The 21802-nt window shown below is 56.0% G+C and carries 24 protein-coding genes; 18 read left to right on the top strand and 6 right to left on the bottom strand.

Translation table 11 applies throughout. The features are described 5' to 3' along the window. From COHPA_RS0104515 to COHPA_RS0104440, 16 genes are all read left to right on the top strand, one after another. Positions 1–1239, top strand: coding sequence for a bifunctional 3,4-dihydroxy-2-butanone-4-phosphate synthase/GTP cyclohydrolase II (locus tag COHPA_RS0104515; RefSeq protein WP_027085010.1), 1239 nt, complete (start codon positions 1–3; stop codon positions 1237–1239). A 73-nt stretch (positions 1240–1312) separates the two neighbouring features. After that, on the top strand, positions 1313–1783 hold the full coding sequence (gene ribH, locus COHPA_RS0104510) for a 6,7-dimethyl-8-ribityllumazine synthase (protein ID WP_027085009.1): 471 nt from the start codon (positions 1313–1315) through the stop codon (positions 1781–1783). A 78-nt stretch (positions 1784–1861) separates the two neighbouring features. After that, complete coding sequence (locus tag COHPA_RS0104505; protein ID WP_027085008.1) at positions 1862–2659, top strand: segregation and condensation protein A; 798 nt, start codon at positions 1862–1864, stop codon at positions 2657–2659. After that, positions 2628–3248 (top strand): SMC-Scp complex subunit ScpB, encoded by a 621-nt coding sequence (gene scpB / locus COHPA_RS0104500; RefSeq protein WP_027085007.1) that lies wholly within the window; start codon positions 2628–2630, stop codon positions 3246–3248. The genes COHPA_RS0104505 and scpB overlap by 32 nt, the downstream gene beginning before the upstream one ends. A gap of 63 nt (positions 3249–3311) precedes the next feature. Then, positions 3312–3995, top strand: a complete 684-nt coding sequence (locus COHPA_RS0104495) for a DUF2953 domain-containing protein (RefSeq protein ID WP_027085006.1) — start codon at positions 3312–3314, stop codon at positions 3993–3995. 104 nt (positions 3996–4099) lie between these two features. Next, entirely contained in the window at positions 4100–4597 is a 498-nt protein-coding gene (gene ytfJ / locus COHPA_RS0104490; protein WP_027085005.1) for a GerW family sporulation protein, read from the top strand. A 212-nt stretch (positions 4598–4809) separates the two neighbouring features. Further along, positions 4810–5943, top strand: coding sequence for a D-alanyl-D-alanine carboxypeptidase family protein (locus tag COHPA_RS0104485; RefSeq protein ID WP_027085004.1), 1134 nt, complete (start codon positions 4810–4812; stop codon positions 5941–5943). 1 nt (position 5944) lies between these two features. After that, the gene (locus tag COHPA_RS0104480; RefSeq protein ID WP_027085003.1) at positions 5945–6616 is read left to right on the top strand and encodes a nucleoside recognition domain-containing protein; all 672 of its coding nucleotides are present in this window, start codon (positions 5945–5947) and stop codon (positions 6614–6616) included. A 5-nt stretch (positions 6617–6621) separates the two neighbouring features. Continuing rightward, positions 6622–7161, top strand: coding sequence for a spore maturation protein (locus tag COHPA_RS0104475; protein ID WP_027085002.1), 540 nt, complete (start codon positions 6622–6624; stop codon positions 7159–7161). Positions 7162–7182: 21 nt separating this feature from the next. Next, entirely contained in the window at positions 7183–7926 is a 744-nt protein-coding gene (locus tag COHPA_RS0104470; RefSeq protein WP_027085001.1) for a pseudouridine synthase, read from the top strand. 110 nt (positions 7927–8036) lie between these two features. Beyond that, complete coding sequence (locus COHPA_RS0104465) at positions 8037–8570, top strand: redoxin domain-containing protein (protein WP_027085000.1); 534 nt, start codon at positions 8037–8039, stop codon at positions 8568–8570. Between the two features lie 45 nt (positions 8571–8615). Next, positions 8616–10328 (top strand): cytochrome c biogenesis protein ResB, encoded by a 1713-nt coding sequence (gene resB / locus COHPA_RS0104460; protein WP_027084999.1) that lies wholly within the window; start codon positions 8616–8618, stop codon positions 10326–10328. Further along, entirely contained in the window at positions 10325–11587 is a 1263-nt protein-coding gene (gene ccsA / locus COHPA_RS0104455) for a cytochrome c biogenesis protein CcsA (protein ID WP_027084998.1), read from the top strand. The genes resB and ccsA overlap by 4 nt, the downstream gene beginning before the upstream one ends. 21 nt (positions 11588–11608) lie before the next feature. Then, positions 11609–12322, top strand: coding sequence for a response regulator transcription factor (locus tag COHPA_RS0104450; protein ID WP_027084997.1), 714 nt, complete (start codon positions 11609–11611; stop codon positions 12320–12322). Between the two features lie 3 nt (positions 12323–12325). Further along, positions 12326–13783: an ATP-binding protein gene (locus COHPA_RS0104445; protein ID WP_027084996.1), complete on the top strand. Its 1458-nt coding sequence runs from the start codon at positions 12326–12328 to the stop codon at positions 13781–13783. 12 nt (positions 13784–13795) lie between these two features. Next, positions 13796–15025, top strand: coding sequence for an MFS transporter (locus COHPA_RS0104440; protein ID WP_027084995.1), 1230 nt, complete (start codon positions 13796–13798; stop codon positions 15023–15025). Positions 15026–15102: 77 nt separating this feature from the next. Here COHPA_RS0104440 and COHPA_RS24960 read toward each other — a convergent pair whose 3' ends face one another. The 4 genes from COHPA_RS24960 to COHPA_RS0104425 form a co-directional block, all read right to left on the bottom strand. Next, a complete protein-coding gene (locus tag COHPA_RS24960) occupies positions 15103–15282 on the bottom strand; it encodes a type II toxin-antitoxin system antitoxin (RefSeq protein WP_084760940.1) in 180 nt (59 codons plus the stop codon). A gap of 12 nt (positions 15283–15294) precedes the next feature. Continuing rightward, on the bottom strand, positions 15295–16164 hold the full coding sequence (locus tag COHPA_RS0104435; protein ID WP_027084994.1) for an SPFH domain-containing protein: 870 nt from the start codon (positions 16162–16164) through the stop codon (positions 15295–15297). A 484-nt stretch (positions 16165–16648) separates the two neighbouring features. Further along, positions 16649–18241, bottom strand: coding sequence for a phosphoglycerate dehydrogenase (gene serA, locus COHPA_RS0104430; protein WP_027084993.1), 1593 nt, complete (start codon positions 18239–18241; stop codon positions 16649–16651). 208 nt (positions 18242–18449) lie between these two features. Continuing rightward, positions 18450–19373 (bottom strand): hypothetical protein, encoded by a 924-nt coding sequence (locus COHPA_RS0104425; RefSeq protein WP_027084992.1) that lies wholly within the window; start codon positions 19371–19373, stop codon positions 18450–18452. 100 nt (positions 19374–19473) lie between these two features. Between COHPA_RS0104425 and COHPA_RS0104420 the strand changes: the two genes are divergently transcribed. Together COHPA_RS0104420 and COHPA_RS0104415 are read left to right on the top strand one after the other, a co-directional pair. Continuing rightward, positions 19474–20070, top strand: coding sequence for a CPBP family intramembrane glutamic endopeptidase (locus COHPA_RS0104420; protein WP_027084991.1), 597 nt, complete (start codon positions 19474–19476; stop codon positions 20068–20070). Continuing rightward, positions 20067–20363: a hypothetical protein gene (locus COHPA_RS0104415; RefSeq protein ID WP_027084990.1), complete on the top strand. Its 297-nt coding sequence runs from the start codon at positions 20067–20069 to the stop codon at positions 20361–20363. The genes COHPA_RS0104420 and COHPA_RS0104415 overlap by 4 nt, the downstream gene beginning before the upstream one ends. Here COHPA_RS0104415 and COHPA_RS25420 read toward each other — a convergent pair. Together COHPA_RS25420 and COHPA_RS0104410 are read right to left on the bottom strand one after the other, a co-directional pair. Next, positions 20360–20665 carry a hypothetical protein gene (locus tag COHPA_RS25420; protein ID WP_156926593.1) on the bottom strand — a complete coding sequence of 102 codons (306 nt, stop codon included), beginning with the start codon at positions 20663–20665 and terminating at the stop codon, positions 20360–20362. The genes COHPA_RS0104415 and COHPA_RS25420 overlap by 4 nt on opposite strands. 134 nt (positions 20666–20799) lie before the next feature. Continuing rightward, positions 20800–21693, bottom strand: a complete 894-nt coding sequence (locus COHPA_RS0104410; RefSeq protein WP_027084989.1) for a polysaccharide deacetylase family protein — start codon at positions 21691–21693, stop codon at positions 20800–20802. Positions 21694–21802 lie beyond the last annotated feature (109 nt).

Below are 21802 nucleotides of genomic sequence, written 5' to 3'. Positions count from 1 at the left end.
ATGAGGGAGCACGAACAAAGACCGTTCGATCCGATAGAAGAAGCGATTTATGATCTCATGCGGGGCAAAGCGATCATCGTGGTCGACGACGAGGATCGGGAGAACGAAGGGGATTTGGTCGCGCTGACCGAGAAAGCGACCCCGGAGATCATTAATTTCATGATCACGGAAGGGCGCGGGCTCGTCTGCGTGCCGATTACGCCGGAGAGGGCGGAATCCCTTGACCTGCCGCCGATGGTCAGTCACAATACGGATTATCACGGTACCGCGTTCACGGTATCCGTAGACCATATTTCGACGACGACGGGCATCTCGGCGCATGAGCGCGCGGCAACGGTCAAAGCGTTGATCGATCCGAACGCGAAGGCGCACGATTTCCGCCGTCCGGGACATATTTTTCCGCTGATCGCGAAGAAGGGCGGCGTGCTGAGAAGAGCGGGCCATACCGAGGCAGCGGTCGACTTGGCGAGAATGTGCGGCTCCGAGCCTTCGGCGGTCATCTGCGAAGTAATCAAGGAAGACGGCTCGATGGCCAGACTGCCGGACCTCATCCGGTTCGCCGAGCAGCATCGGCTCAAGCTGATTACGATCAAAGATTTGATCCGTTACCGCAACGAGAAGGAAAAGCTCGTACGGCGCGAAGTCGAAGTCCGCATGCCGACCGATTTCGGGACGTTCCGGGCGATCGCCTATTCGAACGAAGTCGACGCGAAAGAGCACGTGGCTTTCGTCAAAGGGACGATCGACGGCTCTCAGCCGATACTCGTCCGCGTTCACTCCGAATGCTTGACGGGGGACGTATTCCATTCCCATCGTTGCGATTGCGGCCCTCAGTTGGAGGCTGCGTTACGCCAGATCGAAGAGGCGGGTAACGGCGTCCTGCTATATATGCGGCAGGAAGGCCGGGGCATCGGGTTGATCAATAAGCTGAAAGCCTATCAACTGCAGGAGCAGGGATTGGATACGGTAGACGCGAATCTTAAACTAGGCTTTGCTCCCGATTTGCGGGATTACGGCATCGGCGCGCAAATCTTGAAAGACATCGGCGTTCGCCAAATCCGGCTGCTCACGAACAACCCGCGCAAAATCAAAGGCCTTGAAGGCTACGGGCTGAACGTCGTCGAGCGGGTCCCGTTGCAAATGCAGGAGAACGAAGATAACACGGGCTATTTGCACACGAAGAAAGCGAAACTCGGTCACATGCTGAAGTTTAAGGACGACGCGGAAGCGAATCGTTAATCGATACTCCCCCGAAAGCCGATACAACATACAAATCATGCGCGGTCATCGAACCGACGAAAGGATGTAGAACATGTCAGTCGTATACGAAGGTCATTTAATATCCAAAGGGTTGAAATACGGAATCGTCGTCGGACGGTTCAACGAATTCATTACGTCCAAGCTGCTCGGAGGCGCTCTTGACGCGCTTAAGCGCCACGGCGCGGAAGAGAACGAAATCGAGGTCGCTTGGGTACCGGGAGCGTTCGAAATTCCTCTGATCGCCCAGAAGCTTGCCGAAAGCGGCAAATATGACGCGGTCATTACGCTCGGAGCGGTTATTCGCGGCTCGACTCCGCATTTCGATTACGTGTGCAACGAGGTGGCCAAAGGCGTCTCGGCGATTTCGCTGAAAACGGGCGTGCCTACGATATTCGGCGTGCTCACGACGGACAGCATCGAGCAGGCCGTGGAGCGCGCGGGCACGAAAGCCGGCAACAAAGGCTGGGAAGCGGCGTCGACGGCGATCGAGATGGCGAATTTGACTCGCGCGATCCAAGGTTAATAATCACGCGGGTGGAAGCGGATAGCTGAGAAAGACACGGCGCGCGTTAGGCCGCCGAGGGAAGGGTGAACGATCGGCGTGGCCGTGTTATATAAGCTGGAGACGTTCGAGGGACCGCTGGACTTATTGCTTCATCTTATCGACAAAGCGGAAATCGCCATCGAGGACATTAAGATCAACGAAATAACGGATCAGTATATGGCGTATCTCGGCGCGATGCAGGAGCTCGAGCTCGACATCACGAGCGAGTTTCTCGTTATGGCGGCCACGCTGCTGTCGATGAAGAGCCGTCAGCTTCTTCCTAAACCACCGGTTACGGAAGAGCCTTGGTACATCGACGAGGAAGACGAGGGCCTTGATCCTCGAGAGGAACTGATCCGCAAGCTGATCGAATATCGCAAATACAAATCGGTTGCGGTCCAGCTCCGCGAGAAGGAGTGGGATCGGAGCCAAGTGTATACGCGGGAGCCCGCGGATTTGACTCCGTTCTTGAACGTCGTCCCCGCCAATCCGGTCGAAGGTCTTCACGTAGACGATCTGGTGCGTGCTTTCCGCAAGGCGATTCGCCGCATGGAAGGCAGGCATCGGGTTACCGCGATCCGCAAAGACGAAGTGTCGGTCAAAGACCGGATTCAAGATATCGTCGAGACGCTGAAGAGGAGCGCCAGCGAAGGCGGCGGCAGAATCCTATTTTCCAAGCTGGTAGGGGAAGCTTACGACCGCGATGCGATCGTCGTGACGTTCTTGGCGATCCTGGAGCTGATGAAGCGAAGATGGGTGACTTCCCACCAGAACGCGCTGTTCGATGATATCGTCTTGACTTGGACGGGGAGCGAGGATGACCATGGATTATTCGACATTGAAATCGGTACTTGAGGGCATACTTTTCGTTTCGGGAGAAGAAGGTATCAGCGCCAAGACGATCGCCGAGGTCGTCGAAGTGGATGCGGACGTCGTGCTTAACGTGCTTCGGGATTTGCAGAAGGATTATACGAAGAAGGGCAGGGGACTGCGCGTCGCGGAAGTCGCCGGAGGCTTCAGGCTGACGACCGTTCCCGAGCACGCGGTTTACTTCGAGAAGCTGGCTTTCTCCCCGGCTCGTTCCGCTTTGTCCAACGCCGCGCTGGAGACGCTGTCGATTATCGCCTACCGTCAGCCGATTACGCGAATCGAGATCGAGGAAATCCGCGGCGTCAAAGCCGATCGGGCGATACATACGCTTGTAGCCAAAGACTTGATCGAGGAGAAGGGGAGAGCCGACGCGATCGGACGCCCGATCCTGTATGGAACGACGAAAGCTTTCCTCGATTATTTCGGGCTGCCGGGCATTAAGGCGTTGCCGGAGCCTTCCGATCTGGACGGCGACGACGAGCTGGAAGCACGCACGAAGATGCTGTTCGAGCGCGTCGAAGGCCGACAGCTTTCTCTGGAAGACCTGGAACGGGAATTGGAACCGAGCGAGTAATAAAGTCAATTGTATGAAGCGTTGCCAAAAGGTCATACTACCCCTAGGAAAGGCGGGGGTGGGATGGCCTTTTGGCTTTGGTGCGCGGCCTTTGCAGTTGCATTCCTATTGATCTTGGCGATGGCGTCGCGGATTCGCATCCGAGTACGCTATTCCCGCAGCGGCAAGTTTGACCAATTGGTCGTCATCGTGCAGGCGCTGTTCGGTCTCGTTCATTATCAGCTCGTCTTGCCTTCCATCATGATCAGGGGATTGAACGTCATCTACGGCGAGAAGAAAACCGGCGGAGTCGGAACGTCTCATGAAGAGGAAAAGAAGCGAATGTTCGGCATTAGAACCTTCAAGCGTTATTGGCGCTCCTACCGTGCGATCCAATTTTCTACGCGCAAGTTCGCGGGATGGCTGCGATCGACGATGAAAAAGGTGGAATGCACCAGGTGGCGGCTCGATTTCCGCGTCGGTACCGGTGACGCGGCGCAGACGGCGGTGCTTACGGGGCTGCTGTGGGCAGTCGCGGGATGCGCGTCGGGCGCGGCCGGACAGTTCCTGAAGCTGTCCGCGATGCCGCAGAACCGGATCGAGCCCAACTATTCCGAACCCGAATTCGCGGCCGTGTGGGAGGCGGATTTCCAAATTCGCGCGTTCGTCGTTCTATGGTCGATGGCGAAGCTCGGCACGCGTACGGTGAACCTGACGAAGGCGCTTCGGGCATGGCGCGCGACGTTGGCTCCGCCCGAGCAAGTGTGACGGGCGAACGCATAAACGACCGGCTTCTACGGGCAAATTAGGTACACGATGACGACCGAGGAGAACGAATATCGTCGGGATCGCATCAGAAAGGAGGAGCGAATATGACTCAGCAACATCCGATTAACGGCCTTATGCAAACCGCCATGGAAAATATCAAGGATATGGTGGACGTCAACACGATCGTCGGCGAGCCTGTTCAAACCCCCGACGGCAGCGTGATCTTGCCGATCTCCAAAGTCGGCTTCGGATTCGCGGCCGGAGGCAGCGAGTTTCAAGGGGCGGACGAAGCGAATAAAGGCAACTCTAAAAGCAACAATAACGAGGGCCATAACGCTTCCGTTCAGCTTCCTTTCGGCGGCGGCAGCGGCGGCGGCGTTTCGATTACGCCGATCGCATTTCTCGTCGTAGGCACGCAAGGCGTCAAAGTCGTGCCGCTCGACAGCCAGACGCACATTCTCGAACGCCTGATCGAATCCGCGCCGACCTGGGTGGACAAGATCAAAAACGCCTTTCAAAGCAATGTCGGTTCCCAGCAGGATTCGGCCGAAACGAGCAACACGCTGACGACGCAATCCAGCCATTCCGACAAATTGATGTGACGCGGTTCCCGGCCTCTCGGCCGGGTTTTTTATTGCGATTATTCGTACAGAACGCTCGGCGAGGAAGAGGCGCATCCGAGGGTCCTGTAACGTTTACCATCCCCAACTCGGCTACATACTTTGGGACACGCCTACATAAATTGTTAGGAGACCTTTCAAGGGTGAGTTAGTTCGAGCCCGACGAAGATTGGATTGTATCAAGGAGGATATCCATGCACGTCACTTCCAAAGCGCAACTCACACGTCGAATGACAATCGCAGCCGTTCTCCTCGGATCCCTTATTTTCAGCGGATGCATACCTGCCAGAGCCGGGGCCGCCCAAGCAAGCACGCCGGTGCCGCCGGCTAATCGCGCCAAGGGCGTATCGTTGATCGACGTCGCTTCCGGCCGCATCATCTATAGCAAGCAAGGCGACGAGCCGATGCTGATCGCCAGCCTGACCAAGATCATGACCGCGATCGTAGCCATCGAGCATGGCCGGTTAGACGACCAAGTGACGGTAAGCAAGCGCGCGGAAGGCAAGGAAGGGTCGTCCATTTACTTGAAAGCCGGGGAGAAAATCCAACTGCGCAACTTGATCTACGGCTTAATGCTGCGTTCCGGCAACGACGCGGCGACCGCGATCGCCGAACACGTCGGAGGTTCGGTCGGAGGCTTCGCTTTCCTGATGAACAAGAAAGCGGCCGAAATCGGACTTTCGAACAGCCAGTACATGAATCCGCACGGTCTGGACGAGCCCGGACATTACGCCTCGGCGAACGACCTGGCCAAGCTGACGGCTTACGCGCTGCACAATCCGGATTTTCGCACGATCGTGGCCACGAGGGTAAGGACGGCGCCGAATCCGCACGACCCGTGGGATTACAAATGGGTAAACAAAAATAAAATGCTCCACATGTACGACGGGGCGGACGGCGTGAAAACCGGCTATACCAAAAAAGCGCTGCGATGTCTCGTTAGCTCGGCCACGCGGAACGGCCAGCAACTCGTCGTCGTAACGCTCAACGACGGGGACGATTGGGCGGACCATCGCAAGCTGCTGGACTACGGCTTCGCGCATTACCCGCTGACGAAAGTCGCTTCCGCCGGCGATCCGGTGTTAGTCGCGGCCGAAGCGGGCAAGCTTTCGAGCGATTATCGATATCCGCTTGCCGCCGGAGAGCGCGAAAAGCTAACTGCCGTCTACGAGAACACGGATCTTCGCAGAGCCGTATACTCGCTCGGATACCGAGGCTGGATGAATTACTATTTGAACGGCGAACGGATCGGAAGCGTGTCGGTCGTGGCGAGCGATCGGTCGCCGGACCGAGCGGAAGATCAAGCGGGGAAGAAGGGAGCGGGATAGGATGGTGAATTGGATCTGGATGGGCATGATCGTGATCAGCGTCCTGTTCGGGGCGATCAACGGCAAGATGGAGCAGGTGGCCGAGGCTGCCTTCGGCGGCGCGCAAACGGGCGTGACGGTCTGTCTCGGGCTTGTCAGCATTCTCGTATTCTGGATGGGGCTCATGCGAATCGCCGAGGACGCGGGCCTCGTCAGCAAGTTGGCCAGGCTGCTGGCGCCGATCGTCCGGAGGCTGTTCCCGGACGTGCCGCCCGATCATCCGGCCATGGGCTACATTCTGTCCAATATGAGCGCGAATTTGCTCGGGCTGGGCAACGCCGCAACCCCGATGGGGATCAAGGCGATGCAGGAGCTGCAGACGCTTAATCCGGACAAGACGGTCGCGACGCCGGCGATGTGCACGCTGCTTGCCTTGAACACGGCCAGCATTACGCTTGTCCCGACGACGATCATCGCGATCCGCATGAACTTCGGCTCGCTGCATCCCGCCGACATCGTCGCGCCGACGCTCCTGGCGACGATCATTTCGACCGGCGCGGCGATCGTCGTCGATCGCTGGTACCGCCGCAAGGCGGGCAGGCCTCCTAAGTACATACAGCCTACGCGGCCTTCATCGGCTTCTCCGCCTTCCTCGCCTCCGCCTCGGCCGTTAACCCCGCCGGGAGGAGGCTGATCCGAATGCTTGACCTCATTCAACTCGTGTCCACCTGGGCGATTCCCGTCATCATCGCGTTCATCCCTTTATACGCCGCCTTTCGCAAAATCCCGACGTACGAATCGTTCATAGACGGAGCGAAGGACGGCTTTTCCACGGCGATCGGCATTATTCCTTCCTTGGTCGGCATGCTGACCGCGATCAGCATGTTCCGCGCGTCCGGAGCGATGGACGCCATCATCGGGTTATTCCGGCCGCTGTTCGAACGGTTCGGCGTTCCCGCCGACGTGCTGCCGCTCGCGCTTCTGCGGCCGCTGACCGGCGCCGGATCGCTCGCCTACGTCACCGATCTGATCAAAGAGCACGGACCGGATTCGTTCGTCGCACGCATCGCGTCCACCATTCAAGGCAGCACCGATACGACTTTGTATGTCATCACCGTTTATTTTGGCGCTGTCGGCATCCGCAACTCCAGGTACGCGCTCAAAGTCGGCCTCATCTCGGACTTCATCGGCTTTTTTGCCGCAGTCGCGGCTTGCTGGTTGCTGTTCGGATTGGTATGATGGGGGATGAGGTGAACGACCGTGGAAAGATTGCAGAAAATACTCGCGGCGGCCGGCGTCGCTTCGCGGCGCAAATGCGAGGAACTGATCCTTGCGGGCAAAGTGACCGTGAACGATAAAGTCGTGAAGGAACTCGGAGTCAAAGCCGATCCGGCCGTGGACGTCATTGCCGTATCGGGCAAGCCGATTAAGCGGGAAAGCAAGATTTATATTATGTTCAACAAGCCGAAAGGCGTTATTACGAGCGTGTCCGACGACAAGGGACGCAGCGTCGTGACCGATTATTTGAAGGATATTAAAGAACGGCTCTATCCGGTCGGCCGGCTCGATTACGATACCGAGGGGCTGTTGCTGCTTACGAACGACGGTGATTTGGCGCATAAGCTGACGCATCCGCGCCACCACGTGCCGAAAACTTACCATGCGACCGTGGAACGGGTTCCGCACGGCAAAGATTTGGAGAAGCTTCAGCGCGGCATTAAGCTCGAGGACGGCATGACCGCTCCGGCTGACGTCGAATACCACGACATCGATCCGGAGGGCAAATTCGCGACGATCTCGATTACGATCCGCGAAGGCCGCAACCGGCAAGTGAGAAGAATGTTCGACGCGATCCATCACCCGGTCTCCCGCTTGAAACGGATTTCGTTCGGGGGACTGTATTTGAACAATCTTCAGCGGGGCAAGCACCGCAGATTGACCGCGGAGGAGCTTCGCACGCTGCAGGACGCGGCGGAGCAGAGTGAACGCGGGCAAGAACAATAGCGAATACGGCGTCACACAATGTTCAAAACCGGAGGAGAGGGCACCTGCCCTTGACGCCGGTATTTTCGTTATAATGAGAATATGGGATTACAGGTGGTGAAATCGCGTCAATGGGTAAACATCGCAAGCTTGTACAATATTTAATTTTGGCGTTCGTATTGCTTGTCGGAGGTTACGCGATCGGCAATTCGCTCTTCACGTCGAGCGACGCGCTCGCGAAAGGGGACAAGCCGCCGGCCTTTAAGCTGGCCGATCTCGATAACGTCGCCCACGATTGGAGCGAGTACGAGGGCAAGCCCGTCATATTGAATTTCTGGGGGACGTTCTGTCCGCCTTGCCGTGCGGAGATGCCGGCGTTGCAGAAGCAATACGAGAAGTGGCACGATCAAGGCTTGGAGCTCGTCGGGATTAACTTGAGCGAGGACCAAATTACGGTGGAACGGTTCGCCGCCGAAGTCGGCGCGAAGTTCCCGATTCTGCTCGACCGCGACAAAAAGACGGAAAGGGCGTTCGGGCTCAAGCAATATCCGACGACGTATTTCATCTCGGCGGACGGAACGATTCAAGACGTCCTCGTAGGCGGACCTCTTGACGAGGACGATCTAGAGCCGCGCATTGAACGCCTGATGAACGGACGGAAGTAAGAGCGAACGAACGGATCAGTTATCAACGAAGCGCTGGAGGACCTGATGTTAATACAGAACACGAAGTGCGAATGCGGACATCAGAACCCCGTCGGCACCGTATTGTGCGAATCATGCGGCAAGCCTCTGTTCGAGGAAGCCGCCGGAGCCGAGGACGCTCCGCTCGAGATGAGATACGACGGCGTGGCGAGACGCTCGCAGAAGCAAAATCCGCATCTGATCGACCGAGTATGGAATTTCTTCTCGTCGGTCAAGATCGCGATCTACCTCATCATCCTGACGCTGCTCGGCGCGGCGCTGGGCACGATTTTCCAACAGGAAAGCACGTTCATCAATATGACGACCGACGAAGAATTCGCCGCTTATTACAAGGAGACGTACGGAACGGCCGGCGTCATCTATCATGCGCTCGGGCTGTCGCATACGTACGAATCGTGGTGGTTCCGCGGACTGCTCGTCATGATCGGCGCCTCTCTCGTTATTTGCAGCTTGGACAGGGTGCTTCCGTTGTACCGTGCGCTGAACAAGCAGCAAATTCGCAAGCATTTGCAGTTTATTACGAGACAGCAGGTTACATACAGCGGCGAAGTCGCCGGGGACGAGACCGCATGGGTCGAATCGTTCAAGAAGCAATTGAAGCGCCGCGGGTATCGCGTGCATCAAGACGGCACGGCGCTGCTCGCGGAGAAAAACCGGTTCAGCCGCTGGGGGCCGTATATCAACCATATCGGACTGATTCTGTTCCTGCTCGCCGTGCTCGGCCGCAGCGTGCCTGCGTGGCATATGGATCAATACTTGGCGCTCTACGAAGGGGAGACGCGTCAAATTCCGGACACGAACTACTATCTGAAGAACGACGATTTCACGCTGGAGCTTTACGACGAGAGCGAGCTGGCCTCCAATCAGAAAGGCAAAGCCGTTCCGAAGCTGTTCGAGACGAAAGCGACGATGTACGAATGCATCGAGGCGTGCAACGACCCGACCCGCGATCCCGTGCTGAAGCAAGTAGAGCAGCATCCGATACAGGTGAACAGCCCGCTCTCGCACGGAGACTTGAAAATTTATCAGAACAGCTACCAAGCGCGGGTTCGGTTCATCTCCGTTAACGTGACGCTAACGGATACCGTTACCGGCAAGGCGTACGGCACGTTCGCGTTGAGAGCGGACAACCCCGAACGCGTCTACGAGGTCGGCCCTTATACGCTGCGTTTGAACGATTATTTTCCGGACTTCGGACTCGATTCCGAGAGCCGCCCGATGACGAAGACGCGCGATCCGAACAATCCGGCGTTCGCCTTTACGATTACGGGGCCGGATCTGTTGAAAGACGGCGAGACGTATCTCTACTTCCCGATGCCTAACGAGGAGAGCAAGGCTTATCAGGCGATCCTTAACGATTATTACGTCAAAAACGGACAAAGCTCGGGCAAGTTCGCATTTAAAGTTGAAAACGCGATGTCCGGTGGTAAAATGGTAAATGTAACGTTCTCGGAATATACGACGTTCTTGAACATCCGCAAAGATAAAGCGATGCCGTATATTTGGGTCGGGGCCGCGATTTCCATGATCGGCCTGATTATGGGCTTCTACTGGCAGCATCGCAGGGTGTGGCTGCGCATCGACGGCGGCACGTTGTCGCTAGGCGCGCACACGAACAAGAACAGCTATGGTTTAAGAGCAGACGTTGCTTGGGCGCTTGCACGGACCGGCATCGAAGTGCCGCCGAAGTCGCTCGATAACAGGAGGAATTTACGTTGAATTGGATAGATCTCAGCAGCAATGTGTTTACCGCGGCGTTTTTTCTCTATTGCGCCGCGTTCATCTGTTACGCGATCGCGGTAGCCGGCAAGCGCTGGAGCAACCGCGATCCGCAAGGGCATACGGCAAGATGGGGCAGAATCGGGTTCATCGCCGCTATTGTCGCATGGGTGCTGCACCTGGTGTTCTTCTTCGCTCGTTGGAAAGGCCAGGGGCATATTCCGACAAGCAACATGTACGAGTTCATGACGTTCTTGGCCATGGCCATCATGTTCGCCTTCATCGTCGTTTATTTGATTTATCGCAACTCCTTGCTCGGCGCGTTCGCGTTGCCGCTCGTCATTATTATCGTCGCTTACGCTTCCGTATTTCCGTCCGAAGTCCAGCCGCTTAATCCGGCGCTGAATTCGATCTGGCTTCGGATTCACGTCACGACGGCTGCGCTGGGCGAAGCGTTCTTCGCGGTCGGCTTCGCCGCGGCGCTCATGCAATTGATCCGCGTCGTCGATCTGGAACGCAAGGACAAAGTCGGCGTCCGATCCAGAAGGTGGACCGAGTTCTCGCTTGTCGCCATTATCCTGATCGTTGGCTTCCTCGTATCCGTGTTCGGCTTCCGCGGCGCGGGCTACGAAGCGAGCTTCAGCCAGGAGACGGTAGAAATCGCGGACGACGGCACCGTTAACTCCCAAGTCAACGAGGTCACTTACAGCTTGCCGCCGATCGTTGCGCCATACAACAGCGAGACTGTCGACTTCCAGGCGTTCCTCGGCATGGAGAAGCCGCTGTTCGAAGCGCCGTCCTGGATGAACGGCGTTAACGCGGGACGCAAGCTTAACACGGTTATTTGGTCCGTTATTACCGGCCTGATTCTATACGGTTTGCTGCGTTTACTGGCTAGAAAACCTCTTATCGCGGTGATTAAGCCCCACCTGATGGATATCGACGCCGACGATCTGGAAGAGATCAGCTATCGCGCGATCGCGATCGGCTTCCCGGTGTTCACGCTCGGGGCGCTCATCTTCGCGATGATCTGGGCCGAAATCGCCTGGTCTCGCTTCTGGGGCTGGGATCCGAAGGAAGTATGGGCGCTCGTTACTTGGCTGTTCTATAGCGCCTACTTGCATCTTCGCCTATCGAGGGGCTGGCAGGGGACGCGCTCCGCGTGGCTCGCCGTTATCGGCTTCCTGGTCGTCATGTTTACTTTGATCGGCGTTAACCTGGTCATTGCCGGCTTGCACTCTTACGCTGGCGTATCCTAATCACTTAAGGAGTGTTCGCGCATGAGTACCGGCAACCGGATCTTGGTCGTAGACGATGAGGAACGCATTCGCAGGCTTCTAAGAATGTATTTGGAGAAAGAAGGATACGAGATCGAAGAAGCGGAAGACGGAGAGTCCGCGCTGCGGATGGCGCTTGGCGAAGATTTCGATCTCATCGTGCTCGATCTGATGCTGCCCGGCATCGACGGCATGGAAGTGTGCGCGAGACTTCGTCAACAGAAGGCGACTCCGGTTCTGATGCTGACCGCCAAGGGCGAGGAGATCAACCGCGTGCAAGGCTTCGAGGTCGGTGCGGACGACTACGTCGTAAAGCCGTTCAGTCCGCGCGAAGTTATTTTCCGGATTAAAGCGATCCTGCGCCGTTCGTCCGCGACCGCGTTCCTGTCCAAAGATACGAATACGAGCAACAACATCGTATTCCCGCATCTCGTGATCGAACACGACGCGCACCGCGTCACGGCAAGCGGCCAAGAGGTGAACTTGACGCCTAAGGAATACGAGCTGCTTCATTACTTGGCTAGTTCTCCGGACAAAGTGTTCTCGCGGGAAGAGCTGTTGAAGGACGTCTGGAACTACGACTTCTTCGGCGATCTCCGCACCGTGGACACGCACGTGAAGAGGCTTCGCGAGAAGCTGAACCGCGTGTCGGCCGAAGCGGCTTCGATGATTACGACGGTATGGGGCGTCGGCTACAAGCTGGAGGCGGCGAAGTAACGTATGGCGATCTGGAGAACGGTCGTCGGCAAGCTATGGCTGACGATTATCGGCTTAGTGGCCGTCATTATTCTTACGCTCGGCCTGTTCCTGCTCGAATATATCGATCTCACGTTCACCGACCCGGGGAAGATCAAGCGATTGTTCACTTACGCGGGATTGATGGGTTTTCTGTTAACGACTTTTTTCGCCTTCTTCCTGCTCACGAAGATTACCCAGCCTTTGCGGGAGATGAAAGACGCGTCCAACAAGGTCACGCAGGGCGACTATACGACGCGTGTCGCGATCCGTTCGTCCGATGAAATCGGCGAGCTCGCGAATTCGTTTAACCTGATGGCATCGGAGCTGCAGACGCTCATCCGCGACATCCAGCACGAGCGCGACCACCTCAGCAGCGTCTTGAAAAGCATGACCGACGCGGTCATCACGTTCGACGCGGGAGGCTGCGCGATCCTGACGAATCCGCAGGGCCGGCATTTGCTGGACGATTGGAGCTCGGCGGAAGAATGGACCGACGACGGGGAGAGCGACGCTTTCGCCTGCGTGCCGGGTCCGCTGAGAGACACTTTCCGTCAAGTGATATCGGGCGGCAAGGAGCTGACCGTCAAAGTTCACGTGAACGACGACGTCTGGTCGGTCGTCATGACGCCGCTGGCGTCCGAAGACGAAGTTCGCGGAGCGGTAGCGGTGCTAAGAAGCGTAACCGAAGAATTCCGCGTCGATAAGATGCGCAAAGACTTCGTGGCGAACGTCTCGCACGAAATCCGGACGCCTCTGTCGATGGTGCAGGGTTATAGCGAAGCGCTTCTCGACGATATCGCCGCCTCGCCCGAGGAACGGCGCGAGCTCGTGCAGGTCATTCATGACGAATCCCTTCGCATGGGACGGCTGGTCAAAGATTTGCTCGACCTCGCGAGAATGGAAGCCGGACATCTCGAGATGAACTTCCAGCAGCTTGACTTGAACGGGTTGATCGCCAGAGTGTACCGCAAGTTCTCCGCTCTGGCGAAGGAAAGGCACATCGCGTTTAGCCGTTCCGGGGAAGACCCGTCGCTTACGCTTGAATCGGCCGACGGCGACCGGCTGGAGCAGGTGCTGACGAACTTGCTCGACAACGCGCTGCGCCATACGCCAGCGGAGAAGGGCATCACGCTGACGGCGGCCCGGATCGCAGGCAGCAAGGGCGATGTAATCGAGATCAAAATCGCCGACGAAGGTCAAGGAATTCCGCGCAAAGATTTGCCCTATATATTCGACCGATTCTACAAGGCGGATAAAGCGCGCAAACGCGAATCCGCCGTAGGCGGAACCGGGTTAGGGCTTGCGATCGTGAAAAATTTGGTCGAGGCGCATAACGGGAAAATCCGTGCGGACAGCATCGAAGGAGAAGGAACGACGTTCACGATTACGTTGCCCGTAGTCGCGAGCCGCAAGAGAGCAACGAAACAGACGCGTCGGTAGCGGGGGATCTCCATGAGCAGATGGCAGCAATGGCGCCGATGGCCGGCTGGAAGCGGTACGCCGGAAGAACGATTGTCAACACAGGCGTATATCGCGCTGTTTATTCATGGTTGTTTTCAGTTCGGAGCTTCGATGTCCGGACTGTTCTTGAATTTATATTTATGGCGTCTAACCGAAGATCTCGTTATTAACGGGATCTTTAATATTGTCGTCTACGGTATTATTCCGCTTGCGTTCGCGACTGGGGGATGGATCGCCAAGAAGCGGGACCGGATGGTCACGTACCGGCTCGGAATCATGATGATCGCGCTATTCTACTTAGCCGTCATTATCGCTCAAGACAACGTCGTGGACTATTACGTCCTGTTCGGTCTATTCAACGGAATGGCGCTAGGCTTGTATTGGGTCGGGTATCTGGTTCTTCAGTACGACGTGACCGACCCGCGCAACCGTTCGCGCTACTTGGGCATCAACATGGTCGTGTTCAACTCCGCCGGATTGGCCGGACCCGCGCTGGCAGGCTTCCTGATCAGCCTGTTCGAAGGGCTCCGCGGGTATATCATTACGTTCGCGGCGGCTTCGGCCTTGTTCGCGGTAGCTTCGGTGTTCAGCTTTAGAATTCCTCGCATCCCTTCGCACCATCGCTCGTTCTTCCTGCACTTCTCTGGCCGAATGATGAAGCGGAACCGTCTTTGGCTGCTGTCGCTCATCAGCTTTTTCGTGCTCGGCTTATTCCAAGGGCTGATGTTGTTCCTGCCGAACATTCTCATGTTTCAGACCGTCGGCCGCGAAGACCAGGTCGGGTATTTGACCGTGTTTTTCGCATTGCTTACGATATTGACCGGTATCTATATCGCAAGAAGAAGAGAGCAGCCTCACGTTCGCAGGGACTTGTTCGTCTCCTCGCTCGTTATATTCGCGAGTACGCTAGTCCTGCTCCTTAATATCCGGTTATGGAGCGTCATCGTGTTCATGGTCGCGTACTCTTTGTTCGCGCCGCTCATCGTCAATACGTTGACTTCTTATTATTACCGGCTGATGGACGGATTGCCGCTGAAAGGGTTGTTCCGGATCGAATCGGTCGTGCTGCGGGAGACGTTCTTAAGCGCGGGTCGGGTCATCTCGATTCTGATGCAGGTGCTATTCGCCTCGAACGTGACTTCGTCGGCGCTGCCGATCATTCTCGTCGCGCTGGCCGCGACGCAGTTGGGTATTGCGTTGTTGGTTAAAAATAAAACGTGAGACCCCTATCCTTCTCATCTGTTCTAGGAAGTTCATTAAAGAAGCCAGCCGGGCAATCGCCCAACTGGCTTCTTTGTTCATTCCTCGGGGGGAGGGGACGGCTTCTTCGGCAGCCTGTTCGCTTGCCTTAGCGCTTCGCGTATAAGGAACTCCAGGTGCCCGTTAACGCTGCGGAACTCGTCGGACGCCCATTGCTCGAGCGCTCGGTAGATTTCGGGGTCAAGGCGCAGGGGAAATGACTTTTTATCGCTCGCGATACGTCATCACCCTTACGTGTACAGCGTGCCCGCGTTAATGATCGGGGTTGCGCCTTTATCGGATACGATCGCGACCATAAGGTTGTTCGTCATGGCCGCGCGGCGTTCGCTGTCAAGGGCAATGCCCTTGTCCTCTAATTGCTTGAGCGCCATCTCCACCATGCCGACCGCGCCTTCGACGATGAGGTGACGCGCGGCGACGATCGCGGATGCCTGCTGTCTCTGCAGCATGGCGCTGGCGATTTCCTGGGCGTAAGCGAGGTGGGTGAGACGGGTTTCGAGAATGCGGACGCCTGCGATTGACAGCCTGTTCTGCAAATCCGCCATCAGCTCGTTCGCGACTTCGTCCGCGTTGCCGCGAAGCGAATGGCGGTCGTTGTCCGCGAACGTGTCGTACGGATATTGCGCGGCGATATGCCGGATGGCCGTCTCGCTTTGAATTTCCACGAACTTCTCGTATTGGTCTACGTCGAACGTCGCTTTGGCCGTATCGACGACTTTGAAGACGACGACGGCGGCGATCTCGACCGGATTGCCGTCGGCATCGTTAACTTTCAACTGCTGGCTGTTGAAGTTGCGGACTTTCAGCGACACGTTCCGATGGGTCGAGAAGGGCGTGATCATCCAGAATCCGCTTTCGAGCACGGTGCCCGAATATTTGCCGAAGAAGGTAATGACCTTCCCTTGGTTCGGCTGCACGACGACGAGCGCGGATAGCCCGATAATAGCGGGCACGGTCAATATTGCGCCTAAGACGAGAAGAGGGATATTCGGCTCGTCTTGCGCTCCGTTAACGAAGCAAGCAACCGCGCCCGCGAGAAGCGCAAGAGCGGCCAACACCGCAATAAATCCGTTCACATGCCATGCTTTTCTTTCGATCATCGACAACACCTCGGAGTTGAATGAATTTATTTTGATATTCACATGATATCACTTTTGAGAGAAATTTACAATACGCTTTCGTACATCCATTGGGTTCGACCAAATAACAACCAACTGCATTTATTTCATCAACAAATCACGAGAATCGTCCAAATAACAACAGTGCGCAGTTATTCGGAGCGAATATCGACCGGACGTCAAAATCCCGTTCCAATAACTATCGTTTCGTAGTTAATCTTCTATTTGCGGCGTATCCTTCCTTAATAACTATCGATATGTTGCTATTTCTCTCAACCTTCTATCGATATCCCCTTCGTTCAGGGGAAGCACGGGCGGGAGGGGGAAGAAGGGAGGTAGCCTGCCTGCGATCCTGAGCGAAGGGGATATCGTTGTAAAGGACATAAGACGCAAACAGAAAGGGCCGTATCAACCGTCATCTCCGAGATGACGGCCGATACGGCCCTTGGCATAGAGCTTATGATGCTTAGAACAGGTGAATGACCTTCGCCTTGTTCAGGTCAGGTAAGCTCGTTAATTGCTCGATGACTTCTTTCGGTACGCCCTTGTCTACGCCGAGAACCATGATCGCCGCGCCGCCTACGATGCTGCGTCCGACTTGCATCGTCGCGATGTTGATCTCGTTGCTGCCGAGCATCGTGCCTACACGGCCGATAATACCCGGTTTGTCGTGGTGCGACACGAGCAGGATATGGCCTTGAGGCTCGACGTCGACCGGGAAGCGGTCGATTTGCGTAATGCGCGGGCCAAAACCGTTCAGCAGCGTACCGGCGACGAGACGTTCTTCTTTGTCCGTGCGGATCGTCACGCTGATCTGGTTCGTGAAGCCTTTGGAGGCTTGGGATTTCGTCACGACGATGTTGACGCCGCGCGTCTTCGCTTGGTGCATCGCGTTAACGACGTTCACTTGATCCGATCCGAGGTGGAAGCCGAGAACGCCCTCTACGATGTGGCGGGTAAGCGGCTGCGTGTCGACATCCGCGAGGTCGCCTGCGTAAGTAACCGCGATTTCTTTGACCGGACCGTTCGCCATCTGAACCGCGAAGCTGCCGAGTTTCTTGCCGAGCAGGAAGTACGGCTCCAGCTTAGCCAGGACGTCGGCCGGTACCGGCGGCATATTGACCGCGTTTTTGAACGCTTCGCCGCGCAGAATGTGAAGCAACTGCTCGGACACGTCGATCGCGACGTTCTCCTGCGCTTCGATCGTCGATGCGCCAAGGTGAGGGGTTACGATGATTTTAGGATGCGTAAGGAATGGATGCTCCGGCGCCGGCGGTTCTTCTTCGAATACGTCGAATGCGGCGCCGGCTACGCGGCCCGAATCGATGGCTTCTACGAGCGCTTGCTCGTCGATGATGCCGCCGCGCGCGCAGTTTACGATACGAACGCCCGGCTTGATTCTGTCGAATTGTTCTTTACCGATCATATGGCGCGTTTCAGGCGTCAACGGAGTGTGAACCGTGATGAAGTCCGCGTCGCGGATAACGTCATCGACGGAAGCAAGGCGTACGCCCAGCTTGTCCGCGCGTTCTTGGGTAAGGAAAGGATCATAACCGTACACTTCCATGCCGAACGCTTTCGCGCGAGCCGCGACTTCGCTGCCGATGCGGCCCATTCCGAGAACGCCGAGCACTTTGTTGCGAAGCTCTACGCCAACGAAGGATTTGCGGTCCCATACGCCTCCGACCGTCTTCGCGTACGCTTGCGGGATGTGGCGAGCGAGCGCCATCATCATCGCGAAAGTATGCTCGCAAGTCGTGATCGTGTTGCCGTCCGGAGCGTTAATGACGATGATGCCGCGTTTCGTCGCCGCGTCAAGATCGATGTTGTCGACGCCGACGCCCGCGCGTCCGATGACTTTCAATTGCTTGCCGGCGGACATGATCCGTTCCGTTACGCGAGTCTGGCTGCGAACGAGCAACGCGTCGTAATCGCCGATAATGGCTACGAGCTCGTCTTCGCTTAGGCCGACTTTCTTGTCGATGGAGATGTCTGAAGCCTCGACCAGCAAGGAAATCCCCAAATCGCTAATCGGATCCGATACCAATACTTTAAACATGTGGAACCCCCCCTTGGAATATAGAAAACACCCTCGACCTCCGTGTCCGCGAGAAGCGGTCGAACGGTACGCCTCGGGTGACTCCGATTACGTTACGGTGCATGCTATGTATTGCGTAGTCTCGGTTCCCATAACCTTTACTATTTTATAGCAAGGGTACAGGCATTGCAATGAAAAATGTAAGACAATTGCGATTTGCGACAGATCATTATTTGTCGGAGAAGAAGAACGGAAGCTGAGGAAGCTGTTCGTTCTCGTAATAACGGATTTTCATGGAAAGGAAATCGCCGTTGCGGACGCCGTCGGCGCTCGTCAGCAGCTCCGCGATCGCGCCGAAGCTCTTCAGCTTTCGCTTGTCCGCTTGTCCGGAGCTGATGAAATCATCGATCCGAACCGTTAAATCCTGCGGAGTAAACGGCTTCATCTCCGATTGCTCGGATAGATAGTCGGCGGATACCTTAAGCTTAATAATAAGCGGAAGAGACTTCCACTTGGACAAGCTGAGAATGTCCGGGATTTCGTAATCCGAAGGCAAGTCGGTGTCGATCATGGCCGCCCATTTCAGCATGGATCCGTAATAGTCTCTTTGGCCGGACAAAGCTTGAACCCGTCCTTCCTTGAAGTAGGCGTTCCCGCTCAGACTTTCGAGGAATGCATCGGCCGCCTGCCCGTTGGCGTCTTTAGCAACTTCGGCGAAGCTGTCCGAGAATAGCTTAAGGCTCTTCAAATAGCTCGTCTGGGCATCGACCAACAGCGGCGAAGCTTTCGATACGCCGACGGATTTGATCGCGTCGTATTTTTTCTTGGCGGATTTCGCCAGTCCGTTCAAATCCGCGGTGCGATCAGCGGAAGAGTCCGCAAGCCACTTGCTTTCGGTGGCGAACCACTCGTTTTGAAATTCACGGTAGGGCAAAAATACGGTATGATAGAACGAGACGAGATCTTGCTGCTGATACGCGTTAGGCAATGCCGGCGCGACGGACGCGGCAGGCTGCTCCTCGGTGGCGTATTTGTTTTCGACGCGGGCCGTGCCCACCTTGACGCCGTAGAAGAAGGCGCCGACCGCTAAGACGAGCGTCAGCAGAAACGCTAGTGAGTATGTGAGTTCGGAACGTTTAACACGCTTTTCCATTGGCTGCTCCTTTGACAACGGTATGAATGAGGTAGGTAGATTAAGTATAGAAAAAAAAGCATGCGTTGAACATACAAAAATCTACTTAAACCGAGGAAATATGAAAAAATTCGACATACGCAAGTTCAAGCTTCGCAAAGTTACGGCCGATCAGCTAAGCGACCGGCTGCTGCTCATCAATTTGTACATCACCCAGGCGATTACTTTTATTATCGGTTTAATCGTCGTATTATTGCAGGGTAGAAACTTAATTGCTTTATTCGAATGGCCGGGCTCTTACGAATTCGCGTTATGGGGCGGCGGTTTAGGACTGGCGGTGCTGCTCGCGAACGTTGCACTATCCAAGTTCGTCCCGGAAGACGCGCAGGATGACGGCGGGATCAACGAACGAATGTTTCGCGATCGTCCCATCTGGCATATCGCGGTGCTTGCGGCCATCATCTCCGTCTGCGAGGAGCTGTTATTCAGAGGGGCGCTGCAGCACGCGTTCGGTCCTTACTGGACGAGTATTGTATTCGCGGGGATTCATGTACGCTATTTGCGACACTGGATCCCAACGGGACTCGTATTTATCATTAGCTATGGATTAGGTTGGGCGATGATTCGGACGGGGACGATCTGGACGCCTATCCTCGCGCATTTCCTGATCGATTTCATCATGGGATGTATCATTCGGCTTCGGAGGGAGAAAGCATGAACGAGCAAGGCGACCGCGTTACGGCATGGGACAAATACGTCGCGGCCAAACAACATGCGTCGGCTAGCGCGAATACGCAGGAAGACAAATTGACGTTGGCCGAATTGGAAGAGGCAATTGCGGAAGAAGCCGCCGAACAAGGGTTGTCAGAGATCGGAATGCCTCCGCGAGCCATCGTGCACCCGCCCAAGGCAAGCCAGCTTTCGAGAGGGTTCTACTTAACGCTCGTGATCTTGTTCACGTTGCTTGTCGCCGGATTGTTCTGGTGGGGACAAAGCGAATACGGTTCTTAATGGAAGAGCCAATTCCAGAAGTGCGTCGCAGTAACGTTGTGAGGCAACGCTAATCCGACTCTATCCCGGAAGTGCGCCGAAGTAACGTTGTGAGGCAACGCTAATCCGATTCTATCCCAGACGTGCGCCGTAGTAACGTTGTATGGCAACGCTAATCCGACTCTATCCCGGACGTGCGCCGAAGTAACATTGTGAGGCAACGCTAATCCGACTCTGTCCCGGAAGTACGCCGCAGTAACGTTGTATGGCAACGCTAATCCGACTCTGTCCCGGAAGTACGTCGCAGTAACGTTGTGAGGCAACGCTAGCCGCTATCGCTCGCACGTAATCTGTTGAAGAAAACGGCAATAGACTAGAAAATAATGAGGATGGCGCTGAAATCACTTCTGCGCCATCCTCATTTTTTGTTTTCGTGGTTTGGGACAGCCCCCTGTCCTTATATCGTCGGATCTATCGCATTCGGATCTACGAACGAGTAGCCTTTCTGTTCGAGCTGAGTAAGCAGATCGTCAAGCGCCTCGGCCGTCCAAGAAAGCTCGTGCATCAAGATGTTGCTGCCTTCGTGCAGCTGCTCCATCACGTTGTCGATGACCGCTTGCGGCCGTTTCTCGGGCGCGAGCTTGTTCATATCCCAATCAAGCGAACCGTTGGACCACGTCATGAACAGCAGGCCGTTATCTTTGGCGACTTGGCGGACGGCGTCGTTGGAGGAAGCGAACGGCGGACGGAAGAACACGGGCGTTGTGCCCGTTACTTCTTTGACGATATCCTGCACTTTGCCGATCTGTTCCTTTATCTTATCCGCCTTCTCCTTGCCGAGCTCGATATGGTCCCACGAATGGTTGCCGATCACTTGGTTACGTTCGCCGATTTCCTTGAGCAGCTCCGGATGCGCTTTGACACGGTAGCCGTTCACGAAAAAGATCGCTTTGGCTTTATGCTTGTCGAGCGTATCCAACAACGGTTTCAAAGTCTCTTCGTCTTTAGGACCGTCGTCGAACGTCAGCAGAACGACCTTGCTTGGAGACTGTTCCTTATCGATCGGCACGATGCGATACGCTTTATTCATGCGATAGGTTAAGGCGACGGTTTCCTCTCGCGCTGGCGACGATGATGGGGATGGCGACGGTTGTTCGGGAACGGCGACGCTCGGTTCCGGAGCCGTGACGGGCGCTGTTGCCGTTTGTGCCGGATCGGCTGGAACGGAGGCGGTTGCGGTTGTTGTCGGCGCGATTGAAGGAGAAGTGTTCGAGTTCGCGCCGTTACCGCATGCGGCGAGGCTGCCAAGTAGGAGAACGGCCGAGCTGGCGGCGATGATCGTGCGTTTCATGATGTGTTCCTCCGATTCCTTACCGTATTTGCATAATCGGCTTGATTGTATCATAATTCCCCATCGATCGACATCAGTCCGCTTCCTTAATTTACGGGGCATGACGCCC

This window comes from Cohnella panacarvi Gsoil 349, assembly GCF_000515335.1.
In the GTDB taxonomy this organism is placed as follows: Bacteria; Bacillota; Bacilli; order Paenibacillales; family Paenibacillaceae; genus Cohnella; species Cohnella panacarvi.
The sequence above is the reverse complement of the archived record's forward strand: the minus strand, read 5'-3'. Positions and strand labels throughout refer to the sequence as shown.